At 62.1% G+C, this 23,281-nt stretch carries 19 protein-coding genes; 8 read left to right on the forward strand and 11 right to left on the reverse strand.

Annotated features, from left to right (window positions below):
* Positions 1-23 precede the first annotated feature (23 nt).
* The 5 genes from QEO92_RS11010 to QEO92_RS11030 form a co-directional block, all read right to left on the reverse strand.
* On the reverse strand, positions 24-1,439 hold the full coding sequence (locus QEO92_RS11010; protein WP_227703010.1) for an FAD-binding oxidoreductase: 1,416 nt from the start codon (positions 1,437-1,439) through the stop codon (positions 24-26).
* A gap of 1,069 nt (positions 1,440-2,508) precedes the next feature.
* Positions 2,509-2,649, reverse strand: a complete 141-nt coding sequence (locus QEO92_RS11015; protein ID WP_227703012.1) for a hypothetical protein — start codon at positions 2,647-2,649, stop codon at positions 2,509-2,511.
* A 51-nt stretch (positions 2,650-2,700) separates the two neighbouring features.
* Positions 2,701-3,405, reverse strand: coding sequence for a hypothetical protein (locus tag QEO92_RS11020; protein WP_227703014.1), 705 nt, complete (start codon positions 3,403-3,405; stop codon positions 2,701-2,703).
* A gap of 775 nt (positions 3,406-4,180) precedes the next feature.
* The gene (locus QEO92_RS11025; RefSeq protein WP_037150355.1) at positions 4,181-5,374 is read right to left on the reverse strand and encodes an IS91 family transposase; all 1,194 of its coding nucleotides are present in this window, start codon (positions 5,372-5,374) and stop codon (positions 4,181-4,183) included.
* A gap of 8 nt (positions 5,375-5,382) precedes the next feature.
* Positions 5,383-6,270, reverse strand: a complete 888-nt coding sequence (locus QEO92_RS11030) for a tyrosine-type recombinase/integrase (RefSeq protein ID WP_028054418.1) — start codon at positions 6,268-6,270, stop codon at positions 5,383-5,385.
* Between the two features lie 281 nt (positions 6,271-6,551).
* Between QEO92_RS11030 and QEO92_RS11035 the strand changes: the two genes are divergently transcribed.
* Positions 6,552-7,628: a D-alanine--D-alanine ligase family protein gene (locus QEO92_RS11035; RefSeq protein ID WP_227703016.1), complete on the forward strand. Its 1,077-nt coding sequence runs from the start codon at positions 6,552-6,554 to the stop codon at positions 7,626-7,628.
* Between the two features lie 104 nt (positions 7,629-7,732).
* The gene (locus QEO92_RS11040) at positions 7,733-8,572 is read left to right on the forward strand and encodes an NAD(P)-dependent oxidoreductase (RefSeq protein ID WP_227703018.1); all 840 of its coding nucleotides are present in this window, start codon (positions 7,733-7,735) and stop codon (positions 8,570-8,572) included.
* Between the two features lie 12 nt (positions 8,573-8,584).
* On the opposite strand, the gene QEO92_RS11045 is transcribed toward QEO92_RS11040, so the two are convergent.
* Positions 8,585-11,779: an efflux RND transporter permease subunit gene (locus tag QEO92_RS11045; protein WP_037147428.1), complete on the reverse strand. Its 3,195-nt coding sequence runs from the start codon at positions 11,777-11,779 to the stop codon at positions 8,585-8,587.
* Positions 11,776-12,984, reverse strand: coding sequence for an efflux RND transporter periplasmic adaptor subunit (locus tag QEO92_RS11050; RefSeq protein ID WP_227703020.1), 1,209 nt, complete (start codon positions 12,982-12,984; stop codon positions 11,776-11,778). The genes QEO92_RS11045 and QEO92_RS11050 overlap by 4 nt, the downstream gene beginning before the upstream one ends.
* 274 nt (positions 12,985-13,258) lie before the next feature.
* On the opposite strand from QEO92_RS11050, the gene QEO92_RS11055 reads away from it, so the two are divergent.
* Positions 13,259-15,748 (forward strand): ATP-dependent helicase, encoded by a 2,490-nt coding sequence (locus tag QEO92_RS11055; RefSeq protein WP_227703023.1) that lies wholly within the window; start codon positions 13,259-13,261, stop codon positions 15,746-15,748.
* A 5-nt stretch (positions 15,749-15,753) separates the two neighbouring features.
* On the opposite strand, the gene QEO92_RS11060 is transcribed toward QEO92_RS11055, so the two are convergent.
* Both QEO92_RS11060 and QEO92_RS11065 read right to left on the reverse strand, forming a co-directional pair.
* Positions 15,754-16,491 (reverse strand): hypothetical protein, encoded by a 738-nt coding sequence (locus tag QEO92_RS11060; protein ID WP_227703025.1) that lies wholly within the window; start codon positions 16,489-16,491, stop codon positions 15,754-15,756.
* Entirely contained in the window at positions 16,488-17,066 is a 579-nt protein-coding gene (locus QEO92_RS11065) for a hypothetical protein (RefSeq protein ID WP_227703027.1), read from the reverse strand. Before QEO92_RS11065 ends, QEO92_RS11060 begins: the two co-directional genes overlap by 4 nt.
* 182 nt (positions 17,067-17,248) lie before the next feature.
* Between QEO92_RS11065 and QEO92_RS11070 the strand changes: the two genes are divergently transcribed.
* Entirely contained in the window at positions 17,249-18,250 is a 1,002-nt protein-coding gene (locus QEO92_RS11070; RefSeq protein WP_227703029.1) for a zinc-dependent alcohol dehydrogenase family protein, read from the forward strand.
* A gap of 77 nt (positions 18,251-18,327) precedes the next feature.
* Positions 18,328-19,473 carry an amidohydrolase gene (locus QEO92_RS11075; protein ID WP_227703031.1) on the forward strand — a complete coding sequence of 382 codons (1,146 nt, stop codon included), beginning with the start codon at positions 18,328-18,330 and terminating at the stop codon, positions 19,471-19,473.
* A gap of 21 nt (positions 19,474-19,494) precedes the next feature.
* On the opposite strand, the gene QEO92_RS11080 is transcribed toward QEO92_RS11075, so the two are convergent.
* Entirely contained in the window at positions 19,495-20,856 is a 1,362-nt protein-coding gene (locus tag QEO92_RS11080) for a DUF2778 domain-containing protein (protein WP_227703033.1), read from the reverse strand.
* Between the two features lie 259 nt (positions 20,857-21,115).
* Positions 21,116-21,331 (reverse strand): hypothetical protein, encoded by a 216-nt coding sequence (locus tag QEO92_RS11085; protein WP_280107512.1) that lies wholly within the window; start codon positions 21,329-21,331, stop codon positions 21,116-21,118.
* Between QEO92_RS11085 and pncA the strand changes: the two genes are divergently transcribed.
* The 3 genes from pncA (at position 21,306) to QEO92_RS11100 (ending at position 23,281) form a co-directional block, all read left to right on the forward strand.
* A complete protein-coding gene (gene pncA, locus QEO92_RS11090; RefSeq protein ID WP_227703035.1) occupies positions 21,306-21,932 on the forward strand; it encodes a bifunctional nicotinamidase/pyrazinamidase in 627 nt (208 codons plus the stop codon). The two genes, QEO92_RS11085 and pncA, sit on opposite strands and share 26 nt — an antisense overlap.
* A 313-nt stretch (positions 21,933-22,245) precedes the next feature.
* Complete coding sequence (locus tag QEO92_RS11095) at positions 22,246-22,965, forward strand: AzlC family ABC transporter permease (RefSeq protein ID WP_037147448.1); 720 nt, start codon at positions 22,246-22,248, stop codon at positions 22,963-22,965.
* A 1-nt stretch (position 22,966) separates the two neighbouring features.
* A complete protein-coding gene (locus QEO92_RS11100) occupies positions 22,967-23,281 on the forward strand; it encodes an AzlD family protein (protein ID WP_227703037.1) in 315 nt (104 codons plus the stop codon).

Here is a 23,281-nt window from a genome sequence, read left to right on the forward strand (position 1 = left end):
CAAGTCAAGCTTGCGGGAAGAGTTCATTTGCCAGCATGGAAGATCTTGCCGGGATTGAAGATATTGTCGGGATCGAGGCTCTTCTTGATGGAGCGCATCAGGTCGACGGCACCGCCCAGCTCTTCTTCGAGAAAGGCCATCTTGCCCTGCCCGATGCCGTGTTCGCCGGTGCAGGTGCCATCCATGGCAAGCGCCCGGCGGTTGAGGCGCTCGATGAAACCCTCGACCTTCGCGACGGAGGTGGGGTCCTTGCCGTCGAAGAGCACGAGCACGTGGAAATTGCCGTCGCCCGCATGACCGACGATCGGCGCAAGCAGGCCCTGTTCGGTTATGTCGGCCTGGGTCTCGGCGACGCATTCGGCGAGCCGCGAGATCGGCACGCAGACGTCGGTTGAGAGGCCGTCGAGCTCCGGCGCCAGCGCCCGGCTCGCCCAATAGGCATTGTGCCGCGCGTTCCAGAGCTTTGCGCGCTCCTCCGCGTTCGCCGTCCAGCGGAACTCGTCGCCGCCACATTCCGCAGCGATTTCGGAAAACTGCGCCGACTGCAGCGCCACCGTCTCCTCCGTCCCGTGGAATTCCAGGAAGAGCGTCGGCTTTTCCGGATAGGAGAGCTTCGAATAGGCATTGCAGGCGCGCATCTGCACCTCGTCGAGCAGCTCGATGCGGGCGACCGGGATGCCCATCTGGATCGTCATGATGACCGCGTCGCAGGCGGCCGCGACGCTCGGGAAGGCGCAGACCCCGCCGCCGATCTTTTCCGGAATGCCCTGCAGGCGAAGCGTGATGGACGTGATGACGCCGAGCGTGCCTTCCGAGCCGACGAACAGCCGGGTCAGATCATAGCCCGCGGACGATTTCCGGGCCCGCCGCGCGGTGCGGATTTCCTCGCCATCGGCGGCGACGACCGTGAGCGACAGGACATTGTCCTTCATCGTGCCGTAGCGCACCGCATTGGTGCCTGACGCGCGGGTCGCCACCATGCCGCCGATCGTCGCGTTCGCACCCGGATCGATCGGGAAGAACAGGCCGGTATCGCGCAGTTCCCGGTTCAGCTCCTCGCGGGTGATGCCGGGCTCCACCGTCACGTCGAGATCGGCGGGGCTGACGCGAAGCACCCTGTTCATGCGGCTGAAATCGATCGAAATCCCGCCGGACGGCGCGTTGACCTGACCTTCCAGCGACGACCCGACCCCGAAAGGAATGACCGGCACGCGATGGGCGGCGCAGGTCTTCACCACCGCCTTCACATCCTCGGCGCTCTCGACGAAGACGACGCCATCCGGAAGCTGGGCCGGCAGATAGGTGGTCGTATGCGCATGCTGCTCGCGAAAGGACTGGCCGGTCTGGAACCGTTCGCCGAAGGATTGTTTCAGGATGCCGAGAACCGTGCCGATGCCTTCCTCGTTGCGAAAGCCCGCCTTCACGTCCCTGACCGCCATGACCATTCTCCTCGTCGTATCGGGGATTGGTTAGGTCACGGGTCGGGCTTTGTCCAGAAATAACGGTGCGGATCGGGAAGACAGAATCCTCCCTTGGTGATGGCCGGATTTTCAAAGTCGGACGGGGCGCTGAAAGCTGCCTCTTAAGTTTTAGTTTTGGGTAGCACCTCTCAGCGCCCCGTTCGGCGGTTTTTATCCGCGACTCCGGTCCCTCTGCGATGACGGGGTTTGTGGGAACGGTGGCGCGCCCCTCCTTGAAAGGAAGGCGTCATGCACACCCTTGTACTTACAATGCCGCAGGCCATGACTACCCCAGGCACGTCTTCCACCTGCGCCGCGCGGCCCGGGTTTAGAAAAACCCTCGGACGCCGCATGGCGCTGTCCCGTCGCCCTCCAATGCCTCACAGGCACGCCCGGCGCATAATGCAAGGAAGCGAAACGAGACGTCGGCCCGACAGCGTCTCATCCGCCCCCACCTCGCCGGAGGGAGACCATTTTCCGCGGACCCCGAATGCAAGGACTTACGTCGTTTCCTCACACCCGGCGCCGGCCCCGCCTCGCCGGAACGCCTTCCGGTGTATCCGATGCGGGACGGCAAGATTGTAGGCACGGGGCGTGAGGGCGGGGATGAAAAAAACGCGAAGCCGACCTCTTTCCTTGCGGGTGAGGAAGAAAAATCAGCATCTTAGCTGAAAAGCCGGATGCCGGATTTTTCAGGAGAGAGGCCAAGTCGTCCCCGCCTTACACACCCTTCATGTGGAATTTTCGACACGTCGCTTCCCTCCCTGCCCCGGAGAAATGCGGAATTGGGCCACAAATGCCACCACGCCGGAGGAGCATATCTGACGACAATTTTGCGCTGGAAGTGGTCGTCGGGATTGGCAGCCGCACGCGGCCGGTTAGGGGCTGTCAGCTAGTTGCCACATCACGTAAGCAGACCCCGCTGATTGTCATGTTCCAGGCTTGACAGCAAAAGGGTAGCTTTCGGTAATGACTGTTATAAAAGCTGCCTCTCGGTCGCGAGTTCTTCGAAGAGCTTTGCCAGCTATGAGTGGCGCCGCTCGGGGCGTCAGACCAGAAGAATTGCTAACAGAATAGCGCCAACGACGATCACTATCGCAAATCGTCCGCTTGCCAAAACTTCGACCTGATTGATCCGGAAGTGAAGCTGTTCGACGGGCTTGGCAGGTGTTAGACGTTTTTCGTTCATCGGTGTCTCCATTGGGGAAGAGACTACACGTGGACGATGGTGTTGCGCACGTCATTTGCGGTGCAACAGTGGCTTTAAGCTTCCGTTCTCATCAAACCACGACGCATATCGCTGGGATTCCCGCTCAAACTCGCCTTCCGCGAACCAGCGAGAGACACTACTCGCCTCTAGTCCGAGGAGACGGGCAAGTTGACGAATGCCGGTTTTTTCACCGCGAGCGAGCATCTGCCCGGCAATAAAGAGCGCATTTTGCTTCCGCTCACGTAACTCGCTGTTCCGATAGTATTTCCCCTGAATCCCTCCCAAGCGATTTTGGATTAGAACGATCAGATCGCGAGGAATCTCCAATTGTTCGGTCCAACTCATTCCATCGAGAGCGACCATGATTATCCAGTCAATAAGAGCGAGCGGCACCGCCATTCCTCGTCCAACTAAGTGAGTCTCACCCTTGGCCGCGAGTTCTTTGGCGGCGATAAGCTTTTCCATGCATTGTAAAGAAACCTTGCTGATCGCCTCATGGTCCGCATCGAGAATCGCAGCAATGTCGGAGGGGTCAAACCCGTGCTTTTGCAGTTCTTGTTCAATTCGGAATAATGTATCGAGCCCTCGTGAAGCGGAGATTTCGATTTCTGCATCCGGATGGGCTCGACGCAAGGCCAGGTAGGTCTCCATCGTGGGATTATGCTTATATGCGAGTGTTAGCTCGTTGAAACCGCCGCCCTCTTTCGTCCCCCACTGCCGATATTCGTCTTCCATCCTCCCCCCCCTTATGGCCAGGCGTAATTTGTTACGTCTTCGAACTACCCCTATCGACGGACTCCAGCACCGCAACGTGAATGGCAGACGAGCACAGTGAAACTCTCTCGTAAAGCAGATCCAGTGCATGTTCTTTAGATGGCAGCTTTGAAGTATGGCGCAGGGGCGAAGTAACGAACGGAATAGCGCGCGTTTATGGCATAGCCCGATGACGACGAATGGCCTCTTTGACGAGACTGCGAATGAGCGTTGAACGACGGTAATGGGATCGAAGCAGGTCCTTCATCAACGCGTGAGGGCACGTCTTGTATTGGCGCAAACGCGACGAGACTTCATCGCGAACGATGGCCGTTTTCAGGCCCGCAAACGACGGCCTCTATGACCGAAATGGGGGCGCAAAGCAGCCGTATCCTTCGACAACGACACATGTCCGCAATGGTGAAGGTTTTTCGATGCGGGCCGCGGCGCAACGGTGGCGGCTGGGCCGTGGCCCGCGTTGAAAAACCTCCCAAGGAGGAGGCCGCGGGGGCTGGGTGGAGCGCCTATGGGGAAAGCGTGCGGCTGCGGTTGCTCAAGGTGGCCATCGGTGGGAGCGTCAGGCGCAGAAGGGTAACGCCGAAGGCTTGCAATAAGACGATCGGGATCGGGATCGCAGGTCTTTCGTCGGCTGGCCTCGGCGGTTTTGCGGGGGGCCGGCTTGCCTGACGCAGACCGGCGCCACCCCGGAACGCATCGCAGATCCCGGCCGGCCTTGGCTGATGTGACATGCGTTTCGTCATGCGGCGTCCTTTCGGGGTGGCGCGCGGGATCTGGGTTGCTGGCCACGGCGGAATATCTCGACGATGCGCATCGGGCCGCCGCAGTGCGGGCATGGCTCTCTCAGCGTGAGCGGGGTTCTCTCGGTGTTTGGCGCGTCGTCCTGGAACGGCGCGTCCACCCCGAGCAGTGTCCTGATCTTTGCGACGTTGGCCTTGCGGCCTGCACCGGCGAGCAGGCCGTAATGGCGGATGCGGTGGAAGCCGTCGGGCAGCACGTGGATCAGGAAGCGCCGGATGAACTCGTCGGTGGCCAACCGCATCACCTTGTGCCGGTCACCGGTCTTGATGCGGTAATCCTTCCAGCGGAATGAGACCGTCTCGGCATCTGCGCTGATCAGGCGGCTGTTTGAGATGGCGACGCGATGGGTGTAGCGGCTGAGATAGGCCAGCACGGCCTCGGGGCCGCCGAACGGTGGCTTGGCGTAGACGACCCAGTCTGATTTGCGCAAGGGGGCAAGCCAAGCGGCGAAGGCATCCGTCTCCGCGAGCCCCGCCAGATCCCCGAAGAAGGCGAGGTCGCCGGATTGATACAGTGCCATCAATCCTCCGACAAACAGCCGCCGGAACAGACGCGACAGGACCTTTACGGGCAGAAAGAAGCCGGGGCGGCATGAGATCCAACGCGTGCCATCCGGCGACAGCCCACCGCCGGGCACGATGATGTGCACATGCGGGTGATGAGTCAGTGCCGATCCCCAGGTGTGTAGCACGCTGGTCATGCCGATGCGCGCGCCGAGGCGCTTGGGATCGGCGGCGATGGTGGTCAGCGTCTCCGCCGACGCCCGAAACAGCAGGTCATAGACCGCCTTCTTGTTCCAGTAGGCGATTTGCGCGATCTCGGCCGGCAGGGTGAAAACCACGTGGAAATACTCGACGGGCAGCAGGTCTTCGGCACGGGCGGCCATCCAGTCCCGCGCCGCGGGCCCCTGACACTTGGGGCAGTGCCGGTTCTTGCAGGAATTGTAGGCGATGTGGTTATGGCCGCACTTCGCGCAAGCCGCCACATGCCCGCCGAGCGCCTCGGTTCGGCAGGCTTCGATCGCTGCCATGACCTTGAGCTGGGTCAGGCTGACATGCCCGACATTGGCCCGCCGCCACGCCGGGCCATAGGCGCGGAAGATGTCGGCGATCTCCAGACTTGGCCGGATCACCGCACCGGCTACTCCAGTCCGCGTCGGAGCGTTTGGTCCTGCAGCTTCTTCAGGGTCTCGAACGGGCTGACGGTGTCGCGGATCGTCTTCGTGGCGACATGGGTGTAGCGGGCGGTGGTCGTCAGCTTGGCGTGTCCGAGAAGGACCTGGATCACCCGCACATCGGTGTTCGCCTCCAAAAGGTGGGTGGCAAAGCAGTGGCGCAGGGTGTGCAGCGTCGCGGGCTTGGCGATCCCGGCCAGGCTCTTGGCGGCGGTGAAAGCCCGGTTGAGCTGCCGGGGCGAGATCGGACTGATCTTCGGCTTGCCGGGAAACAGCCAGCCCTGCGGCCGCGCCTCGCGCCAATAGTCGCGCAAGAGTTCGAGCAGCGCGGGCGACAGCATGACCTTGCGATCCTTCTGCCCCTTGCCCTGTTCGACATGGATCAGCATCCGGTCGCTGTCGATGTCGCTGATCTTCAGGTTGCAGACCTCGGAGGCGCGCAGTCCGGCGCCATAGGAGATGCTGAGCGCCGCGCGGTACTTCAGACCCGGCCCCGGAGCGGCCATCAGCAGGTCGGAAACCTCCTCGACGCTCAAGACCACGGGCAACGTCCGCGGCTGCCGCCGGAACTGCATGTGCCGCTTCATCTCCTCGCGGCCGCAGGTGGTGGCGAAAAAGAACCGCAGCGCGACGATGCGGGCGTTGAAGGTCGTCGGCGTGACGCCGGCATTGGTCATGTGCAGTTGGTAGGCGCGCAGGTCATCGGCTGTCGCCGTATCCGGTGATCGCTTCAGAAACCCGGCGAAATCCTTGATCGCCCGAATATGCGCCTGCTGGGCTTTGTCGCCCAGCCCACGGATGCGCATGTCTTCGATCATCCGCTCGCGCAGCGGGGTGGTCCTCTCCTCCGTCATGGCAACCTCCTGTCTGAAGATTGAGAACACCCAATCGTCAGCCAGGACGGCAAAGCTGCAAATGCACGGCGTTCAGATCATTACTGCACCCTCACCACGGGCACCAGTGCCGCGCGAGCGGCTTCGTCCTAGGGCCGACAGCGGAAGAGCTTCAATGGCCCAAAAGTGGCTTACCCGCCAAGGATAAAGTGGATTCGTCAAATTAAACAAATCTCCACCCACAATGCGCCACTTTCAAGCGACAACTCTATCGACGCACGCCCAATCCTTCAGGAGATCCCATGAATTCGCCCGCGTCAAAACTGCGCATCGCCGTGCTCTTCGGTGGCCGTTCCAGCGAGCACGACGTTTCGATCATGTCGGCCACCAACGTGATGCGGGCGCTCGATCCGCAGAAATACGACGCGCTGCCTGTCTTCGTCACCCGTAATGGGCGATGGCTGAAAAGCCGCTTCGAGGGCGGCGAGCTCGACAGGCCTTCGACCGGTGTCGAAATCTGCCTCGTGCCCGGCGGACATGGCCGCATCCTGACGATCGGGCCCGACGGAAAGGCCGCCGAGGGCGACAGGATCAACATTGTCTTTCCGGTCCTGCACGGCCTGCACGGCGAGGACGGCGCGGTCCAGGGGCTTTCGGAGGTGGCGCGGGTGCCGCTCGCCGGCTGCGGCATCCTCGGCTCGGCGGCAGCACTCGACAAGGACATCGCCAAGCAGCTCCTGAAGGCGGCCGGAGTGCCGGTCGCCCGCTCGGTGACGATCGATCGGGACGAACCACCCGCCCTGGACGCACTCGAAGCCCGGCTCGGCCTTCCGCTCTTCATCAAGCCCGCCCGGCAGGGCTCGTCGGTCGGCGTCAGCAAGGTTTCGGGCAGCCAGGAATTCGCGCCGGCGCTTGCCGAGGCGTTGGGGCATGACCGCAAGCTGCTCGCCGAAGAGTTCATCGCCGGGCGCGAGATCGAATGCAGTGTGCTGGAAGATACCAAAGGCGGCCTCTTCGTCTCCCGTCCCGGCGAGATCGTGCCCGCCGAAAGCCATGGCTTCTACAGCTATAACGCCAAGTATATCGACGAGAATGGCGCGGCGCTGAAGGTGCCGGCTGAGCTTCCTCCGGAGGTCGAGAGCAGTATCCGCGAGATGGCGGCCCGCGCCTTCCGCGCACTCGGCTGCGACGGCATGGCGCGCGTCGATTTCTTCCTGATGGAGGACATGCGTTTCCTCGTCAACGAGGTGAACACCATTCCGGGCTTCACCGACATCAGCATGTATTCGAAGGCGATGGAGGCAAGCGGGATCAGCTATCCGGAAATCATCGACCGGCTGGTGGAACACGGCCTGGCGAGAGCGGCACAAGAGGGCTGACACCCGCAATGGGTCCGGAACTACTGCCGGGGTTTCTGCTACCGGATTGTGGAGAAATGCTCTAAACCGGATCCATCGTCCTTCATTCTCCGGGAGCTATGGCAATGGCAGTGATCGCGATCTTTGGCGCCGGTGCGATGGGAGCAGGGATCGGCCGGAGGCTGGTCGAAGGCGGCGCAACAGTGCTGACCTATCTCGAAGGCCGTTCGCCTGCGACCCGGGAACGGGCGGAAGCCGCCGGCATGCGGCCCGCCAGCCTCGAGGAAATGGTCGCGGCGGACATCATCCTCTCGATCGTGCCGCCGGCCGAAGCCGTCTCCGTCGCCGAGAAACTGGCAGCGGTGGCCGCAGGGCACGGGAAGCGGATCACATTCATGGACTGCAACGCCATTTCCCCGAAGACAATGGGCGAAGTCGCGAAGCGCTTCGATCCGCAGCATGCAGAGGTGCTGGACGGCTCGATCATCGGAATGCCGCCGAAACCGGGTTATGACGGCACGAAACTCTATGTGAGCGGCGATGCCGGAAACAGGAGCGGAATTCTCGCCGGACGCGGGCTCGACATACGCCGTATCGACGGACCGCTCGGCGCCGCTTCGGCGCTGAAAATGTGTTACGGAGGCATCAACAAGGGCGTCATCGGCCTCGGTACGGCGATGATGCTCGCCGCCATCCGCTCCGGCGCGGACCAGAGTCTGAAGGGCGAACTCGCAGACAGCGCGCCCGATCTCAACCGGAAACTCTCGCTCGGCATTCCCGACATGTATCCCAAGGCCTATCGCTGGGTGGCGGAAATGGAGGAGATCGCCGCCTTCCTCGGTGAAGACGACCCCGCCTCCCTCATCTTCAGGGGAATGGCCGGGCTTTACCGGAAGGTGGCGGAGGACAGGAATGCAGGTGGGGAACTGGCGGCTCAACTGGATGGCTTGCTGGCTCGGGAGTGAAAGGATCGCTCCTCACTCGGCCGCCAGCAACGGCTCGTCCTTCTTCTCGTCTCCGGCCTCATCATCCTTGCGGCGCGCGGCATGCGCGAGTTCCTGGTGGAACCGCTCCTCCTCATGCATGTGCGGCTTGGCGAAGCGGGCGATCAGAAGATAGGCGACCGGCGTGATGAACAGCGTGATGAGCACGGCAAAGCCGAGGCCGCCGACGATGACCCAGCCGAGCGCGATACGCGCTTCGGCGCCGGCGCCCCTCGCAAGCACCAGCGGAACGCCGCCGATGATCGTCGCAATCATCGTCATCATCACCGGGCGCAGCCGAAGGGCGCAGGCCGTTTCGATCGCATCGCGGACATTCGCGCCGCGGTCCCGCAGCTGATTTGCAAACTCCACGATCAGGATGCCGTTCTTGGCCATCACCCCGACAAGCAGCACGAGGCCGATCTGGCTGTAGACATTGAGACTGGATCCCGTCAGCACCAAGGCGATCGCGGCGCAGGCAAGCCCGAGCGGAACCGTCGCCATGATGATCAGCGACGACAGCACGCTTTCGAACTGGGCGGCGAGCACCAGGAAGATGATGGCGATCGCAAAACCGAAGGTGAGCAGCATGGCGTTCGAATTCTCGCCGAGCGTCTTGGCTTCCGCCATCGGCATCAGCCGGACGCCCGACGGCAGGAGCGGCTGGGCGAGCGCGGTCATCTCCTTGACCGCATCGCCGAGCGCAACGCCGTCACGCAGGCCGGAAGAGATCGACACCGAGGCAAGCTGCTGCTCCCGGTTCAGCTGCGGCGCCACGGCCCCCTCCTTCAGGGACGCTATGGTCGACATGGGCACGATCTTGCCGTCACCGGTTTTCAGGAAAAGATTTTCAAGATCGGTCGGATCATCGAGCGGCCGGGTGGTGGAGGTGAGCTTGACCGGCAGCGCATCGCCGTTGACGAAGACATCGACCACGGACCGCCCTTCCAGGAGCGACTGCATGGCCGTCGACAGTCCGGTGATGTCGATGCCGAGGTCGGAGGCACGTTCACGGTCTATCGCGACGGAAAGCTGCGCCTGGGTCGGCTCGTTGGTGAGGCGCGGCGTGTCGAACAGGGGGCTCTGCTCCATCTGCGACACCAGTTTCAGCGCAGTCGAGGTGAGCAGATCATAGTCATTGCCGACCAGCGCCATCTGCAGGCCGTTGCCGGCACCGCGGATCTTGAGGCTGTTCGACTGCATCGTGAAACCGCGCAGCGCCGGGACGCGGAGCGCCGCAGCATTCACATCGGCGGCGATCTGGTCCTGGGTCCGGGCGCGCTCGTCCCAGGGGGCAAGCGTCAGCACCATGAAACCGCTGTTCTTGTTGTTGTTGAAGCCGGAGATCGAAAAAATATTGGCGATCTCGCCTGCGTCCAGCAGCGGCTTCAGGTTCTCCTCGACACGCTGCATCTGGTCGCGGGTGAAATCCAGGCTCACGCCCTGCGGCGCGGTCAGCCGCAGCATGATCGAAGCGCGGTCCTCGCGCGGTGTCAGCTCGCTCTTGACCTGGCCGAAGACGTGATAGGCGGCAAATGCAAAGATCGCCGAGACAAGAATGACGACCAGCGGCGCATTCAGGCAAAAACGAAGGGCGGAGGCATAGACGCGGGCAAACGCACTGCCGAACACGCCAAGCAGGCCGTGCTCCTCCTTCATCGGCCTTGTGAGCATGCGCGACGCCAGCATCGGGCAAAGGGTGAGAGCCGTGACCGAGGACAACGCGACCGAGAAGGCAAGCACGAAGCCGAATTCCTTGAACAGTCCGCCGATCTGACCGGGAAGGAAGGACAGCGGAATGAAGACGGCTGCAAGCGTCGCGGTCGTCGCAATGACCGCGAAGAACACTTCCTGCGTGCCGAGCACGGCGGCAGCCCGCGGTCCCATGCCTTCCATTCGTCGCCGGACGATATTCTCCAGCACCACGATCGCGTCGTCGACGACGAGACCTGTCGCAAGGACGATCGCCAGCAGCGTCAGGATGTTGATCGAGAAACCGACGAGATAGATCGCAACCAGCGTGCCGATCAGCGCCACCGGCATCGTCAGCGCCGGGATGAGCGTCGCACGCCAGTCGCGCAGGAAGAGATAGATCACCGCCACGACCACCGTCGCCGACAGGATGAGCGCGATCTCCACTTCGTGCAGCGCACCTTCGATGAAGAGCGCGTCGTCGCTGGTGATCGCGATGCGCGTCCCTTCCGGCAGCGTCTTCTGCAGTTCCGCCACGGCGCTCTTCACGCCGTCGGAAATATTGAGCGTATTCGACTGCGCCTGGCGGATGATGCCGAGGCCGATGCCTTGCACGCCGTTCGACCGCAGCACCGTGGAGCCGTCGTCCGGACCGAGCGAAACGGTCGCCACATCCGAAACCCGGATGTTCGGCGCAATCAGCACGTTTTCAAAATCCTTGGGCGTCGTGAGACTGGCCGTGGTGCGTACCACGATGTCCTGCGTCGTGCTCTTGAGGGAACCTGCCGGCACGTCGAGCGCCGCGCTTTCCAGAGCCTCGGAGACATCCGCAACGGTCAGCCCGCGCCCGGCGAGCGCCGCCTGGTTCACGTCCACGCGGAATACCTTGTCCTGATCGCCGTAAAGCTGGACGTCGGCAACGCCTTCGACCGCAGCCAGCCGGTCGACGATCTCGTTGTCAACCAACTGGGTCAGATCCTCCATCGACAGCTTGGACGAGGTGACCGCCAGACGCATGATCGCATCCGAATCGGCATCCGCCTTGACGATGCGCGGTTCGTCGGCGTCGTCCGGGAGCTGGTTCGCGATGCGACCGACCGCATCGCGCGCGTCGTTCGCCGCGTCCGAAAGATCGACGGAATCGTTAAACTCCATCGTCACCCGGCTCGAACCGAACTGCGACTGCGAGGAAAGCGCCTTGAGGCCGCTGACACGGGCGACGGCCCCCTCGATGACCTGGGTGACCTCCTGGTCCATGGTCTGCGGCGAGGCGCCGTCATAATTGGTCTGCACGGTGATGATCGGCCGGTCGACATCCGGCAGTTCGCGCACTTCGACGCCCGCGAGCGCCGCAAGGCCCGCGACGACGAGCAGCGTATTGAGGACCGCAGCCAGGATCGGCCGCCTCACAAAGAGCGCCGTAAACGTCTGGCTGGATTTGCCGTCGCCTGAATGCGCTTGCCTGTCGTGACCAAAGCTCGGGATTTCGATCTTCATTGGCGCGCCACCTCGGCCGTTTCCGGCGTGCCGAAGATGCGCACGGGCGCCCCTTCCCTCACGCGCTGCAGGCCTTCCGTCACGACCATGTCACCTTCGTTGAGCTGAGCTTCCACGAGAACCGCATCGGGATTGCGCTGCACGACGCGCACCCGGGTCTTGACCGACTTGCCGTCCTTGATCTGCCAGACGTAGGAGCCTTCACCGTCCCACTGGATGGCCAGCGGATCGACGGCCGGATAGGTCTCGCCTGCAAAACGCATGCTGACGCTGAAGGACATGCCGGCACGCAGCACGTCGCCCGGATTTTCGACGCGGGCGCGGATGCGCATCGTGCGGCTTGCAGGATCGACGCGGTTGTCGATTGCTTCCACCTTGCCGGAAAAGATCCGGCCCGGTCTGGCGATCGAGCTCGCCTCGACCGGCTGGTTCGGCTCGATGGCGATGGCGAAACGCTCTGGCGCCCAGAAATCGACGAGGATCGCCGACCGGTCGTCGATGGTGACGACATTGGTCTGTGTCGTGACGTTGTCGCCGATATTGACCGCGACGATGCCCGCAATCCCGTCGATCGGCGCTGCGATATCGCGACGTTTCAGATTGAGTTCAGCAGTGGAAAGGGCAAGCTTCGCCGCCTCTTCGGCGATCTGCGCATCGAACACGTCGAGGCGGGAGACCGACTGCAGGTTCTTGTAGGAGACGGATTTCTCCTGGGCGCTCCTGAGCGCCACCTCTGCCTTATCGCGCTCGATCATCTGTTCGTCGTCGTCGAGGCGGGCAAGCACCTGGCCCTTCACGACCTTCTGACCGGACGCGACCATGATCTCATGGATCGTACCGGAGGCCTGCGGCATGACGATGACGGACTGGATCGCCTCGCCGCTGCCGATCGCCGACAGGCGGTCGTTGACGGTGCCGGTCGAAACCGCCTCGGCGACCACCATGGTCGGGCGGTTGCCGCCGCCCTGGCCGCGCTGTCCGCCGGCACCCTGGCCGCTCCGGCCCGGCTGCTGCGCTGCAGCATTACCGCCGCCTGCGCCCTGCGCCGCGGGTTTCGCCTGTTCGGGACGGATCGCAGCCACCACCTGCCCCGGGACACCCATTCTCGCAAGGGTCTCACCGGCGCTCGGGACCATGAATATCCATAGACACAGGGCTCCGGCCAGGATCACGATACTCAGCAGAAGCTGTTTCCAAATCCGCATTCAGGTCTCCGGGTGGGGCGCATTCCAATTTCCAGAGCAAGTATCCTTTTTTGCATGTGCACAGGCAATGGGAGATTCGGTACCTTACGGAAATGTAACCTCACGAAATCTCACGGGTTTGTTAGATCGGATGCATACATGACGCCCCCGAATTGCGGTTTTCTGGCGGAGCAGCCATCCGCCACTCCACAATTTAGCCGGGACTTAAGGAGAGACTAGGAATAAAAGAGGAACATTTTCTGGTCTTTCAGGTCCGAATCATTACATTGGCCGCATGAGTAACAGTTTCGACGACATCCCGTTTTTCGACGAGGAGCCCGAACCGGCGCCGCGCAAGGCGCCTGCCCCGCCGCCTGCGGGAAATGCCGGGCTCGGCATCGCAGCGCGCGCCATGGCCGCCCGGGATCAGCATCGCGCCCCCGATTATCTGTCAGGCCTCAACCCGGAGCAGCGCGAGGCGGTCGAGACGCTGGACGGCCCCGTCCTCGTGCTCGCGGGCGCCGGTACGGGCAAGACGCGGGTACTGACGACACGCATCGCGCATATCCTTGAGACCGGCCGGGCCTTCCCCTCGCAGATATTGGCCGTCACCTTCACCAACAAGGCGGCCCGCGAGATGAAGGAGCGCATCGGCGTGCTCGTCGGCGGCGCGGTGGAAGGCATGCCCTGGCTCGGCACCTTCCATTCGATCGGCGTGAAGCTCCTGCGCCGCCACGCGGAACTCGCAGGGCTCCGCTCCGACTTCACCATTCTCGACACGGACGACGTCATCCGCCTCATCAAGCAGCTCATCCAGGCGGAGGGGCTCGACGACAAGCGCTGGCCGGCCCGGCAGTTCGCCGGCATGATCGACACTTGGAAGAACAAGGGCCTGCTTCCCGCCGATATCCCCGAAGGCGATGCGCGGGCCTTCGCGAACGGCAAGGGCCGCGAGCTTTACGCCGCCTATCAGGCGCGGCTCAAAACGCTGAACGCCTGCGACTTCGGCGACCTTTTGCTGCATCCGATCGCGATCTTCCGCCAGAACCCGGATATCCTGAAAGATTACCACAACAGGTTCCGCTATATCCTCGTCGACGAGTACCAGGATACCAACACCGCGCAATACATGTGGCTGCGCCTGCTCGCGCAGCGACCGAAGGGCGTGCCGCAGAATGTCTGCTGTGTCGGCGACGACGACCAGTCGATCTATGGCTGGCGCGGCGCGGAAGTGGACAATATCCTGCGCTTCGAGAAGGATTTTCCGGGCGCCAGGGTGATCAAGCTGGAGCGCAACTACCGTTCCACCGAGCATATTATCGGCGCCGCCGGCCATCTGATCGCCCATAACGAAGGCCGCCTCGGCAAGACGCTGTTCACCGACCGGGTGAACCCCGACGACGAGAAGGTCATCGTGCATGCCGCCTGGGATTCCGAAGAGGAGGCCCGCGCCGTCGGCGAGGAGATCGAACGGCTGCAGCGCGGCGATTCCGACGGAAAGAAGCACGCGCTGAACGACATGGCGATCCTCGTGCGCGCCTCCTTCCAGATGCGCGAGTTCGAAGACCGGTTCGTGACGCTCGGCCTCAACTACCGCGTCATCGGCGGCCCGCGCTTCTACGAACGGATGGAAATCCGCGACGCGATGGCCTATTTCCGGCTTGTCTGCCAGCCGGCCGACGATCTCGCCTTCGAGCGCATCATCAACACGCCGAAGCGGGGATTGGGCGATACGACGGTGCGCTATCTGCACGACTATGCCCGCGCCCGCGATATCCCGATGCTCCAGGCTGCCGCGGATATCATCGAGACGGACGAGCTGAAACCCAAGGCGCGAAAAGCCCTGTTCGATGTCGTGCAAAGCTTCAGGAACTGGAGCCAGAAGCTTGAGAACACGCCGCATATCGAACTTTCCGAGCAGATCCTCGAAGAGTCCGGTTATACGGACATGTGGAAGAACGACAAATCCGCCGAAGCGCCGGGCCGGCTCGAAAACCTCAAGGAACTGATCCGCTCGATGGAAGCCTTCGAGTCGATGCGCGGCTTTCTGGAACACGTGTCGCTGGTCATGGATGCCGAGCAGAACGAGGATATGGATGCGGTGTCGATCATGACGCTGCATTCCGCCAAGGGGCTCGAATTCGAAACGGTCTTCCTGCCCGGCTGGGAGGAAGGCCTTTTTCCCCATCAGCGGGCGCTCGACGAAGGCGGCCGCGCAGGGCTGGAGGAGGAACGCCGCCTCGCCTATGTGGGGATTACCCGCGCCAAGCGGCGCTGCCATATCTGGTTCGTCTCCAACCGCCGCATCCACGGGCTGTGGCAATCCACCATGCCGTCACGCTTCCTCGACGAACTGCCGCAGATGCATGTGGACGTCGCCGTCGCCGATACGAATTACGGGGGATATGGCGGCGGACGCGGCGGTTACGGCCAATCGCGCTTCGACAAGGCCGATCCCTTCGCCAACACCTATTCGACCCCCGGCTGGAAACGCGCCCAACAGAACAAGACCGACGCCACCCGCGACAACTGGGGCACCCGTTCCGGCCACGCGGTGGAACGCATCGGCTACGGCGAAAGCGGCCCGCGCGGCCGCACCATCGAGGGCGAGCTGGTGGCGAAATCCACCACCGAAACCCCCTCGCAATTCTCCGTCGGCGACCGGGTATTCCACATCAAGTTCGGCAACGGCAATATCGCGGCGATCGAGGGCAACAAGCTGACGATCGATTTTGACCGGGCCGGGCAGAAGCGGGTGCTTGAGGGGTTTGTGGAGCGGGTGTGACTACGTCAAGCCGCAGCCCTGAATGTCTCGATCCGGCTGGAGATATCAATTATCTTTGCAGTCCGGCCCAAGAGCGCAAGATGCGGAGTATTTTGCTTTTCTAAAGCGACGGCAATACGGGCAGGCGCATTTTCTCCCAGGTCTTTGATGTCAAGGAACTTGGCAACAGCTGCGTTGACAGATGTGGCATGTGGCGAGACTAGATCGAATACCGAATGTCCGTTCTCATTTTTCAGCACCGCATCAAATTGCCATTGCGAACTTGCTCCTCTGAAGGCCGCCTCTCGCGCAACGTATGCTCCCGGGAATGCAGCTTCGAGCCGCTCCCAAAGCTTTGTCCGTTGATCCGAGGCATGTTCCTCCGAAAGCTTTTCGGCAGTCCTATCGACCGCTAGTTTTGATGCATTTGCTACGGCGATTGAAGCGGCAACAAGTGCTTCGCGCGGGACTTCGATATCGAAAATCATATCGCTATCGAAACGGACTGCATATCTCTCGGCAGCGGCACGCGCGATACGGGTAAATAAAGCACGTCCGCCCATAAGCTCTGCCTCGCGACGAGCAGAGCCGTGGTCCGAGATAAAATAACCTGCCGCGCTTTCTTGGAAACGCAATACCACTCGTGCGCCTCCCGGATATACGAGAGGCGTGACGATCAAAGCTCCGTCATTGCCAACCTGGGAATAGGTCAGCGCGCGCGCGATTTCTTCTGCAATCTGATTTACTGAAAGCCCGTCGATCATAGCAGACTCCCGTTCCATTCTGGCATTGGCAGATTTTCGCAACCTTCGATTCTTAATTTCTGCCCAACAAGACGACAAATTTCGCGAAAGGATTTTGGCTCGTCATCCAAAGGCACGCCGTTCGGCAGATTCCCTGCTGCAGTGAATGCCTCACTACCAAGCTTTACATTATCTTTATATGAATGAATGTGCGAACCATTAACGTCAGGAGGCAGGCCGAATTTCCGCCAGTGCTTGTTGATGTGTGGCCCATACGGCAGGAAATCAATTCTGGTGATAACCGTCCATCTTTCCAAGTGTAACACTTCGAATATGACCGTAATATCCTCCATGGGGCGATCTGCCCAAACATAAAATCGAACACGAACGCCTTCTAAGGCAATATCGTAATTGTCCGCCAGCTGCACAAGCAATTGCATTCGTTGAGCAGATCTGGACTTCAATGAAGGTTTCGCAGCGTCTCTGTTGTCGTATACCAACTGGAGGAACTCCCAAGTTGGATAGTCGAAAGTCGATTTGGGAATATCTAGCAACCTTTGCCATTGTTCGAACACAACGCTATCATCGCGTGGCACGACTTCCCCTTTTCCGCCGAACTACACCCCTCATTCCATTCACACCTTTTAGATGTAAGGCGTCAAGCCAACAATTGTTGCCTACCCTCCACTCCTATGACAACTAAGATCAATCGCTACTGAATAATTCCGACACAGCTCAATAAATTCAAGTTGGCTCTCGGAAGTTAAAGGAGAAGTTCATGAAAGCCATCGTCACAGCCCCCGGAGGGCTCGATGCCTTAAAGCTTGTCGATTTGCCCGATCCCGGCAGGCCGGGGCCGGGGGAGATCCGGGTGGCGCTGCATGGAAGCTCGTTGAATTTCCATGACCTCGGTGTCGCGAGCGGCAGGACGCCGACCGAGGGCCGGATATTGATGGCGGATGGCGCGGGCGCGGTCCAGGAGGTCGGCGAAGGCGTGACGGAGTTCAGGCCGGGCAACCATGTCGTCTCCTGCTTCTTTCCGGACTGGCAGGACGGTCCGCCGCTTCCGGGCGGCTTTTCGCGCACGCCGGGCGACGGCATCGATGGCTTCGCGGTCGAATATGCGGTGCGGCCGGCAACCGCCTTCACGCTGGCGCCCAAAGGGTTCAGCCATGTGGAGGCGGCGACGATCACCACCGCCGGTTTGACCGCCTGGCGGGCGCTGGTCGAGATCGGCAGGCTGAAGGCCGGCGACACGGTGCTCGCGCTCGGCACGGGCGGCGTGTCGATCTATGCACTGCAGATCGCCCGCGCCACGGGTGCAAGGGTGGCGATCACGTCGTCTTCGGATGAAAAGCTGGAACGGGCGAAGCAACTGGGCGCCGAATTCACCGTGAACTACAAGGAGCATGCCGACTGGGGCAAAAAGGTTTTCGACTGGACCGATGGCCGCGGCGTCGACCATGTGGTGGAAGTGGGCGGTCCGGGCACGCTCGCGCAATCGATCCAGGCGGTCAGGATGGGCGGCAGCATCACCATGATCGGCGTCTTGACCGGCATACGCGGCGAGGTGCCGACCGCAGCCCTCGCCAGCAGGCAGGCGACGCTTTCCGGCATCCTCGTCGGCAGCCGCCGCCAGCAGCAGGATTTTGTCCGCGCGCTCGACTGCGGCCTGTTCAGGCCGGTCATCGACAAGGTGTTTCCGCTGGAAAAGCTGGCCGATGCCTTCCGCTATGAGATGAGCGGCGGTCATTTCGGCAAGATCGGTGTGGAATGGTAGGCTGAAAACAGGGTTTTCCTTGCCGAAAGCCCCTGCCCCGTCTAGCTCTGGGCCGACACCGGATAAGGAGGCGGCTCATGTTTCTTTCAAACCAGGACGTGATCGAGCTTGCCGCATGGCGGCAGAGGCTGCATGCCATGCCGGAGGTTTCCGGCGAGGAGATCGCCACTGCTGCCGAAGTGCAGCGCTTTCTGGGCGAGACGAAACCGGACGGGATCGTTGCCGGTCTCGGCGGCACGGGCGTCGCGGTGATCTACGACAGCGGCGCGCCCGGCCCGACGGTGATGTTCCGCGCCGAGCTCGACGCCCTGCCGATCGAGGAAGTGGGCCAGCCGGACCATCGTTCGAAAATTCCCGGCAAGGGCCATATGTGCGGCCATGACGGCCATATGGCGATGCTTGCGGCACTCGGGCGGCAGTTCGGGCGGCAAAGGCCGAAGCGCGGACGCGCCATCCTGCTTTTCCAGCCGGCCGAGGAGACGGGCGCGGGTGCTGCGGCCGTCATCGCGGATGAGAAGTTCCAGGCGCTGAAGCCGGATTACAGCTTTTCGCTGCACAACATGCCGGGCCTGCCGCTCGGCCATGCCTGGCTGAAGGACGGCATCGCCAATTGCGCCTCGCGCGGCCTGAAGATCACGCTTTCGGGCAGAACCGCGCATGCCTCCATGCCCGAGACCGGCATTTCGCCGGTGCCCGCCGTGGCAAAGCTGATGCCGGCGCTGACGGGCTTGAGCAAGGGCGGCATCGCCACGGAGGACCTGGTGCTGGCGACGGTCACGCATGCGTCGATTGGCGAGCCGGCCTTCGGCATCGCGCCTGGCCATGCGGAAGTCTGGGTGACGCTCAGAACCATGACGGACGGCGAGATGGACGGCCTGATCGCCTCTGCCGAAACCCTGGTGCGGGAGGCCTCCGCGGAAGGCCGGCTCGGCTACGCGCTGGAATACCACGACATCTTCGTGCATTCCGAAAACGATCCGGAGGCGGCCGCCCTGTTGCGCGCCGCCATGGATGCGGAAGGCGTCTCGCACGAACCGGGCGAGACCATGCGCGGCTCGGAGGATTTCGGACGCTTCGCGACCGTCTCGAAATCGGCGATGTTCTTTCTAGGCGCCGGCGAGGACATGCCGAACCTGCACAATCCGAACTACGATTTTCCGGACGACCTGATCCCCATCGGCACGCGGATCTTCACGCGCGTCGCACGGGATATTCTTGGATAAGCGTTTGCTGGCGACGCCCCGTCAGGCGTCGTTGCCGCCGAACAGCTTGGCAAGGAAGTTGTCGCCGCCCCTGCCGGGACGCTTTCCGTCCCACTTCGGCACGATCACCATATGGGTGATGTCGCCGCGCTGGAACGCCTTCAGGAATCGATCGTATTCGGCAAAGGCGACGCAGCCGTGCGAATCGCCGCGCACGCGCAGCAGATAGCTGTGGGCGAGCAGGCCGGTGCGGCCCTGCGGCGCCTTGCCGTCGACGGGCGTCAGGCGGATGGCGGCCACGCCATGGAACAGCTTCTCGCGCATGGAGAGCTTGTAGGTGCCGGGCGGCGTCGGCCCGCGCATCGTCACATGCGTGTATTTCGGATTGTCGCGCATGCTGCCGATGCCCGAATGGGCCTCCAGCTTCGTGCCGTTCGGCATGTGCACGACACCGTTGGTGATGTCGTAGATGGCGACCTTCGTGCCGATCCCCGGCCATTTTGGCGCGGGCGACGGGCGCGAGGGCTCCACGCGCATCGGATTGTCGGGCTTGGCGAAGGCGAGCGCTGTGGGTTTGTCGTCGTCGGCATCGACCTTGCCCGGCTTTTGCGGGGCAACCGCGGCGATCGCAGCCAGCGCATTGGGCCTGGCCGGCTTTTCAGCCGTGGCGGACGATGGGCGGATGACCGGCAGCGGACCGGCCTTCGGCAGCGCGTAGGCCGGAGCCGGTGCTTCGACGATCGCGACGGTATCCTGTTCGTCGGCATCGTCCTCGAGCGCCGTCTGCTCCAGCGCCGCCATCTCGACCGGCTTCATGTCCTTGAGTTCGGCAACCGTCACCGCCGGCGCGGCATCCTGGATCAGATCCGGCATGACGTCGCCGCTCCGGGGGGCCACGACGACGAGGCTCTCCATGGCCTGGCCGAGGATCGTGCGAATGGCCTGCGCATCCGGGCGCTTCTCCTCAAGCGCCGCGAACTGCTGCTCTTGTTCGGCGCGCCGGGCCGCCTTGGCCATGGCGACATTGAGCATTTGCCTCACGCTCGACTGATCCGGCTTGCGGGCTTCAAGCGCTGCCACTTCGGCATCGACAAGACGCCACCCTTTCGGATCAGCCGTAGAACTGCCGGGAAGGCGGGAGAATTTCGCAACGTCGATCTCACGCCCCGCAGTTTCCACGGGAGCAGCCAGGTCGACCGGCTTTGCCAGTGCGGTTTCGAACCTTACATCCGAGGCGGATTTGACCGCGGTCGCCACGGTGACTACCGAAGCGCCCATCAGGGCCGCGACGGTCAGACCGACACCGATCGCGACATTCGTCAGGAGAGAGCGGGATTTCTTGCGGCGTGGCGGCGCCTTGCGCGCCTGTTTGCCATTCGTGGAAGCCTGTACCGAACGCACCATCACTCGTTACCCGAACCGTTACATACACCGGCGGGAACCGCTTGCGCGAAACCGCCAACACAATCCCGGCGATTTCCGAACAGAGAGGGAATCTGCTCACTGCCGCCAGACGACTGCAGGTGAGGATGAATGATTATGGTAACCAATGTCTTTACGCCGCCCCGATTTGATTTTCGGCGATGCACGTAAGAGCGCAAGCCGCCGGAAGTTTAGCCGAAATATGGCGTTCAGGTGTTTGTGGTATGCGAAAGAGAGACAGTCAATAGAGGAACGGTTGAGTGACGGCGAGGATTTCCTGCAGGTGTTGCCTCATCGCGACATCGCCGTTCAGCGGCAGGTGCAGATTCCGGCGAATATGAAGCGGCAGGAGAGCCGAGATTCGCTTCCGATCTTGATCGCTGCGGCCATGATTGGCATCTTGTTTCAGATGAAATCCGGAGGAGGTGGCGATGAAGGCACTGCTGCTGATCGACATCCAGAATGGCTTCTGCCCGGGCGGCAATCTGCCCGTACCGCATGGCGACGAGGTGGTGCCGGTCGCGAATCGGCTGATCGAGGACGGCGGCTACAATGTGATCGTCGCCTCGCAGGACTGGCATCCGGAAAACCATGGCAGCTTTGCTTCACAGCATCCCGGCAAGAAACCGTTCGACATGGGCGAACTCTCCGGAAAGCCGCAGGTCATGTGGCCGGACCATTGCGTGCAGGAAACGCCGGACGCCGAATTCCACCCGGACCTCAATATCGAAGCGGTCGACTACATCCAGCAAAAGGGCGAGAACCCGGCGGTCGACAGCTATTCGGCCTTCCGCGACAATGACCAGGCGGCGTTGACCGGCCTTGCCGGCTATCTCAAGGCGCAACTGGTGACCGAGCTCGATATCTGCGGCCTTGCGACCGACTATTGCGTCAAATATTCCGCTCTCGATGCCGTGGACATGCTTCCCGGCGTGAAGGTCTGCTTCATCGAGGATGCCAGCCGCGGCATCGATCCGGAAGGGGTCAAGGCGGCAATTGCGGAGATGAAGGCCAAGGGCATCGGGATCATCTCCAGCAAGGATGTGCTCGCCGATTGAACCTCGACAGTTCAGCGGAATCGATCGTTCCATCAGCGCAATTCAATTGCGCGCCGTGCTCTGACTCTTTAGGCAGCATCCGGCGTGATGCGGTCATGTGTGGTCACCATCACCTTCCTTAGGCAAGTGTTTTCCGCACGGTCGTCCTGATCCGAATCGGGCGTTCATGCCGGGCACTTTTCTTCAAGCCAGAAGGCCGGCAGACATTTAGGAAGGGACCGGAGAATGACATGTCGGAAGATAACCCATTCTTAGAAACCTTCATGTGCCGGATGCACAGAGGCTTTCCAACAATCCCGAGGCCCGACGATAGATGAATCGCAGCGAATTTTACGAGGGCCTCAAGGGCGGTATCATCATCGCCATCTCATCAGCCCCCTTTGCCGTGCTGTTCGGCGCAGTCGCCGCCGACAACGGCTTGTCCGTCATGGAAGCCGGGCTGATGAGCGCGACCGTCTATGCCGGCGCCAGCCAGCTCGTCGGCATCGAACTGTTCGGCCAACATGTCGCGCCGTGGCTGGTGGTGCTTTCCGTCTTCGCCGTCAATTTCCGGCATATCCTCTATTCGGCGGCGCTCGCGCGGTTTGTCAGCCATTTCAACCCGGTCCAGAAATTCTTCACATTCTTTCTGTTGACCGACCCGCAATTCGCCGAAAGCGTAAGGCGGGGCGAGTCCGGCATCGGCATCAGCTTCCCGTGGTATCTGGGCTTCGGTGCCGCGATCTATTTCCCCTGGCTGTTCTTCAGCATGGTCGGCGCATTCTTCGGCCGGATGATGGGCGATCCGAGGACGCTCGCGATCGACGTCCTTCTGCCGATCTATTTCCTCGGTCTCGTGATCGGCTTCCGCCGCAGGCCGGGTTTCTATCCGGTTGTGGTGGCGAGCGCACTCGGCTCCATGCTCGGATACCATTTCGTCGGCTCGCCCTGGCATGTGAGCATCGGGGCTGCCGTCGGCGTCGTCGTGGCGGCACTTTTGCCGCTGCCGAAGGAACGCATGCCGATGACCGCCGCCAGCGAGACGGAGACCTGACATGGCCGACCAGATTTCCATGGACATGGTTTTGCTGATTCTCGCCGCTGCGGTCGCGACCTTCCTCACCCGTATCGGCGGTTACGTGCTGATCACCCGGATGAAGACCATCCCGCCGCGGATGGAGCAGGCTCTGAATGCCGTGCCGGCGGCCGTCCTGACCACGCTGGTCGCGCCTGCGTTCTTCAATGGCGGCTGGGACGTCAAGATCGCCATGCTCGTCGCGCTTGCCGCAGGGATCAGATATCCGGGCCTCATGATGCTTGGCGCCGGCTGGGCGGCGGCGATGGTCTGCCGCCACCTTCTCGGGCTCTAG

Origin of the sequence: Neorhizobium petrolearium, from assembly GCF_029854435.1 — a bacterium.
GTDB classification, from domain to species: Bacteria; Pseudomonadota; Alphaproteobacteria; order Rhizobiales; family Rhizobiaceae; genus Neorhizobium; species Neorhizobium petrolearium.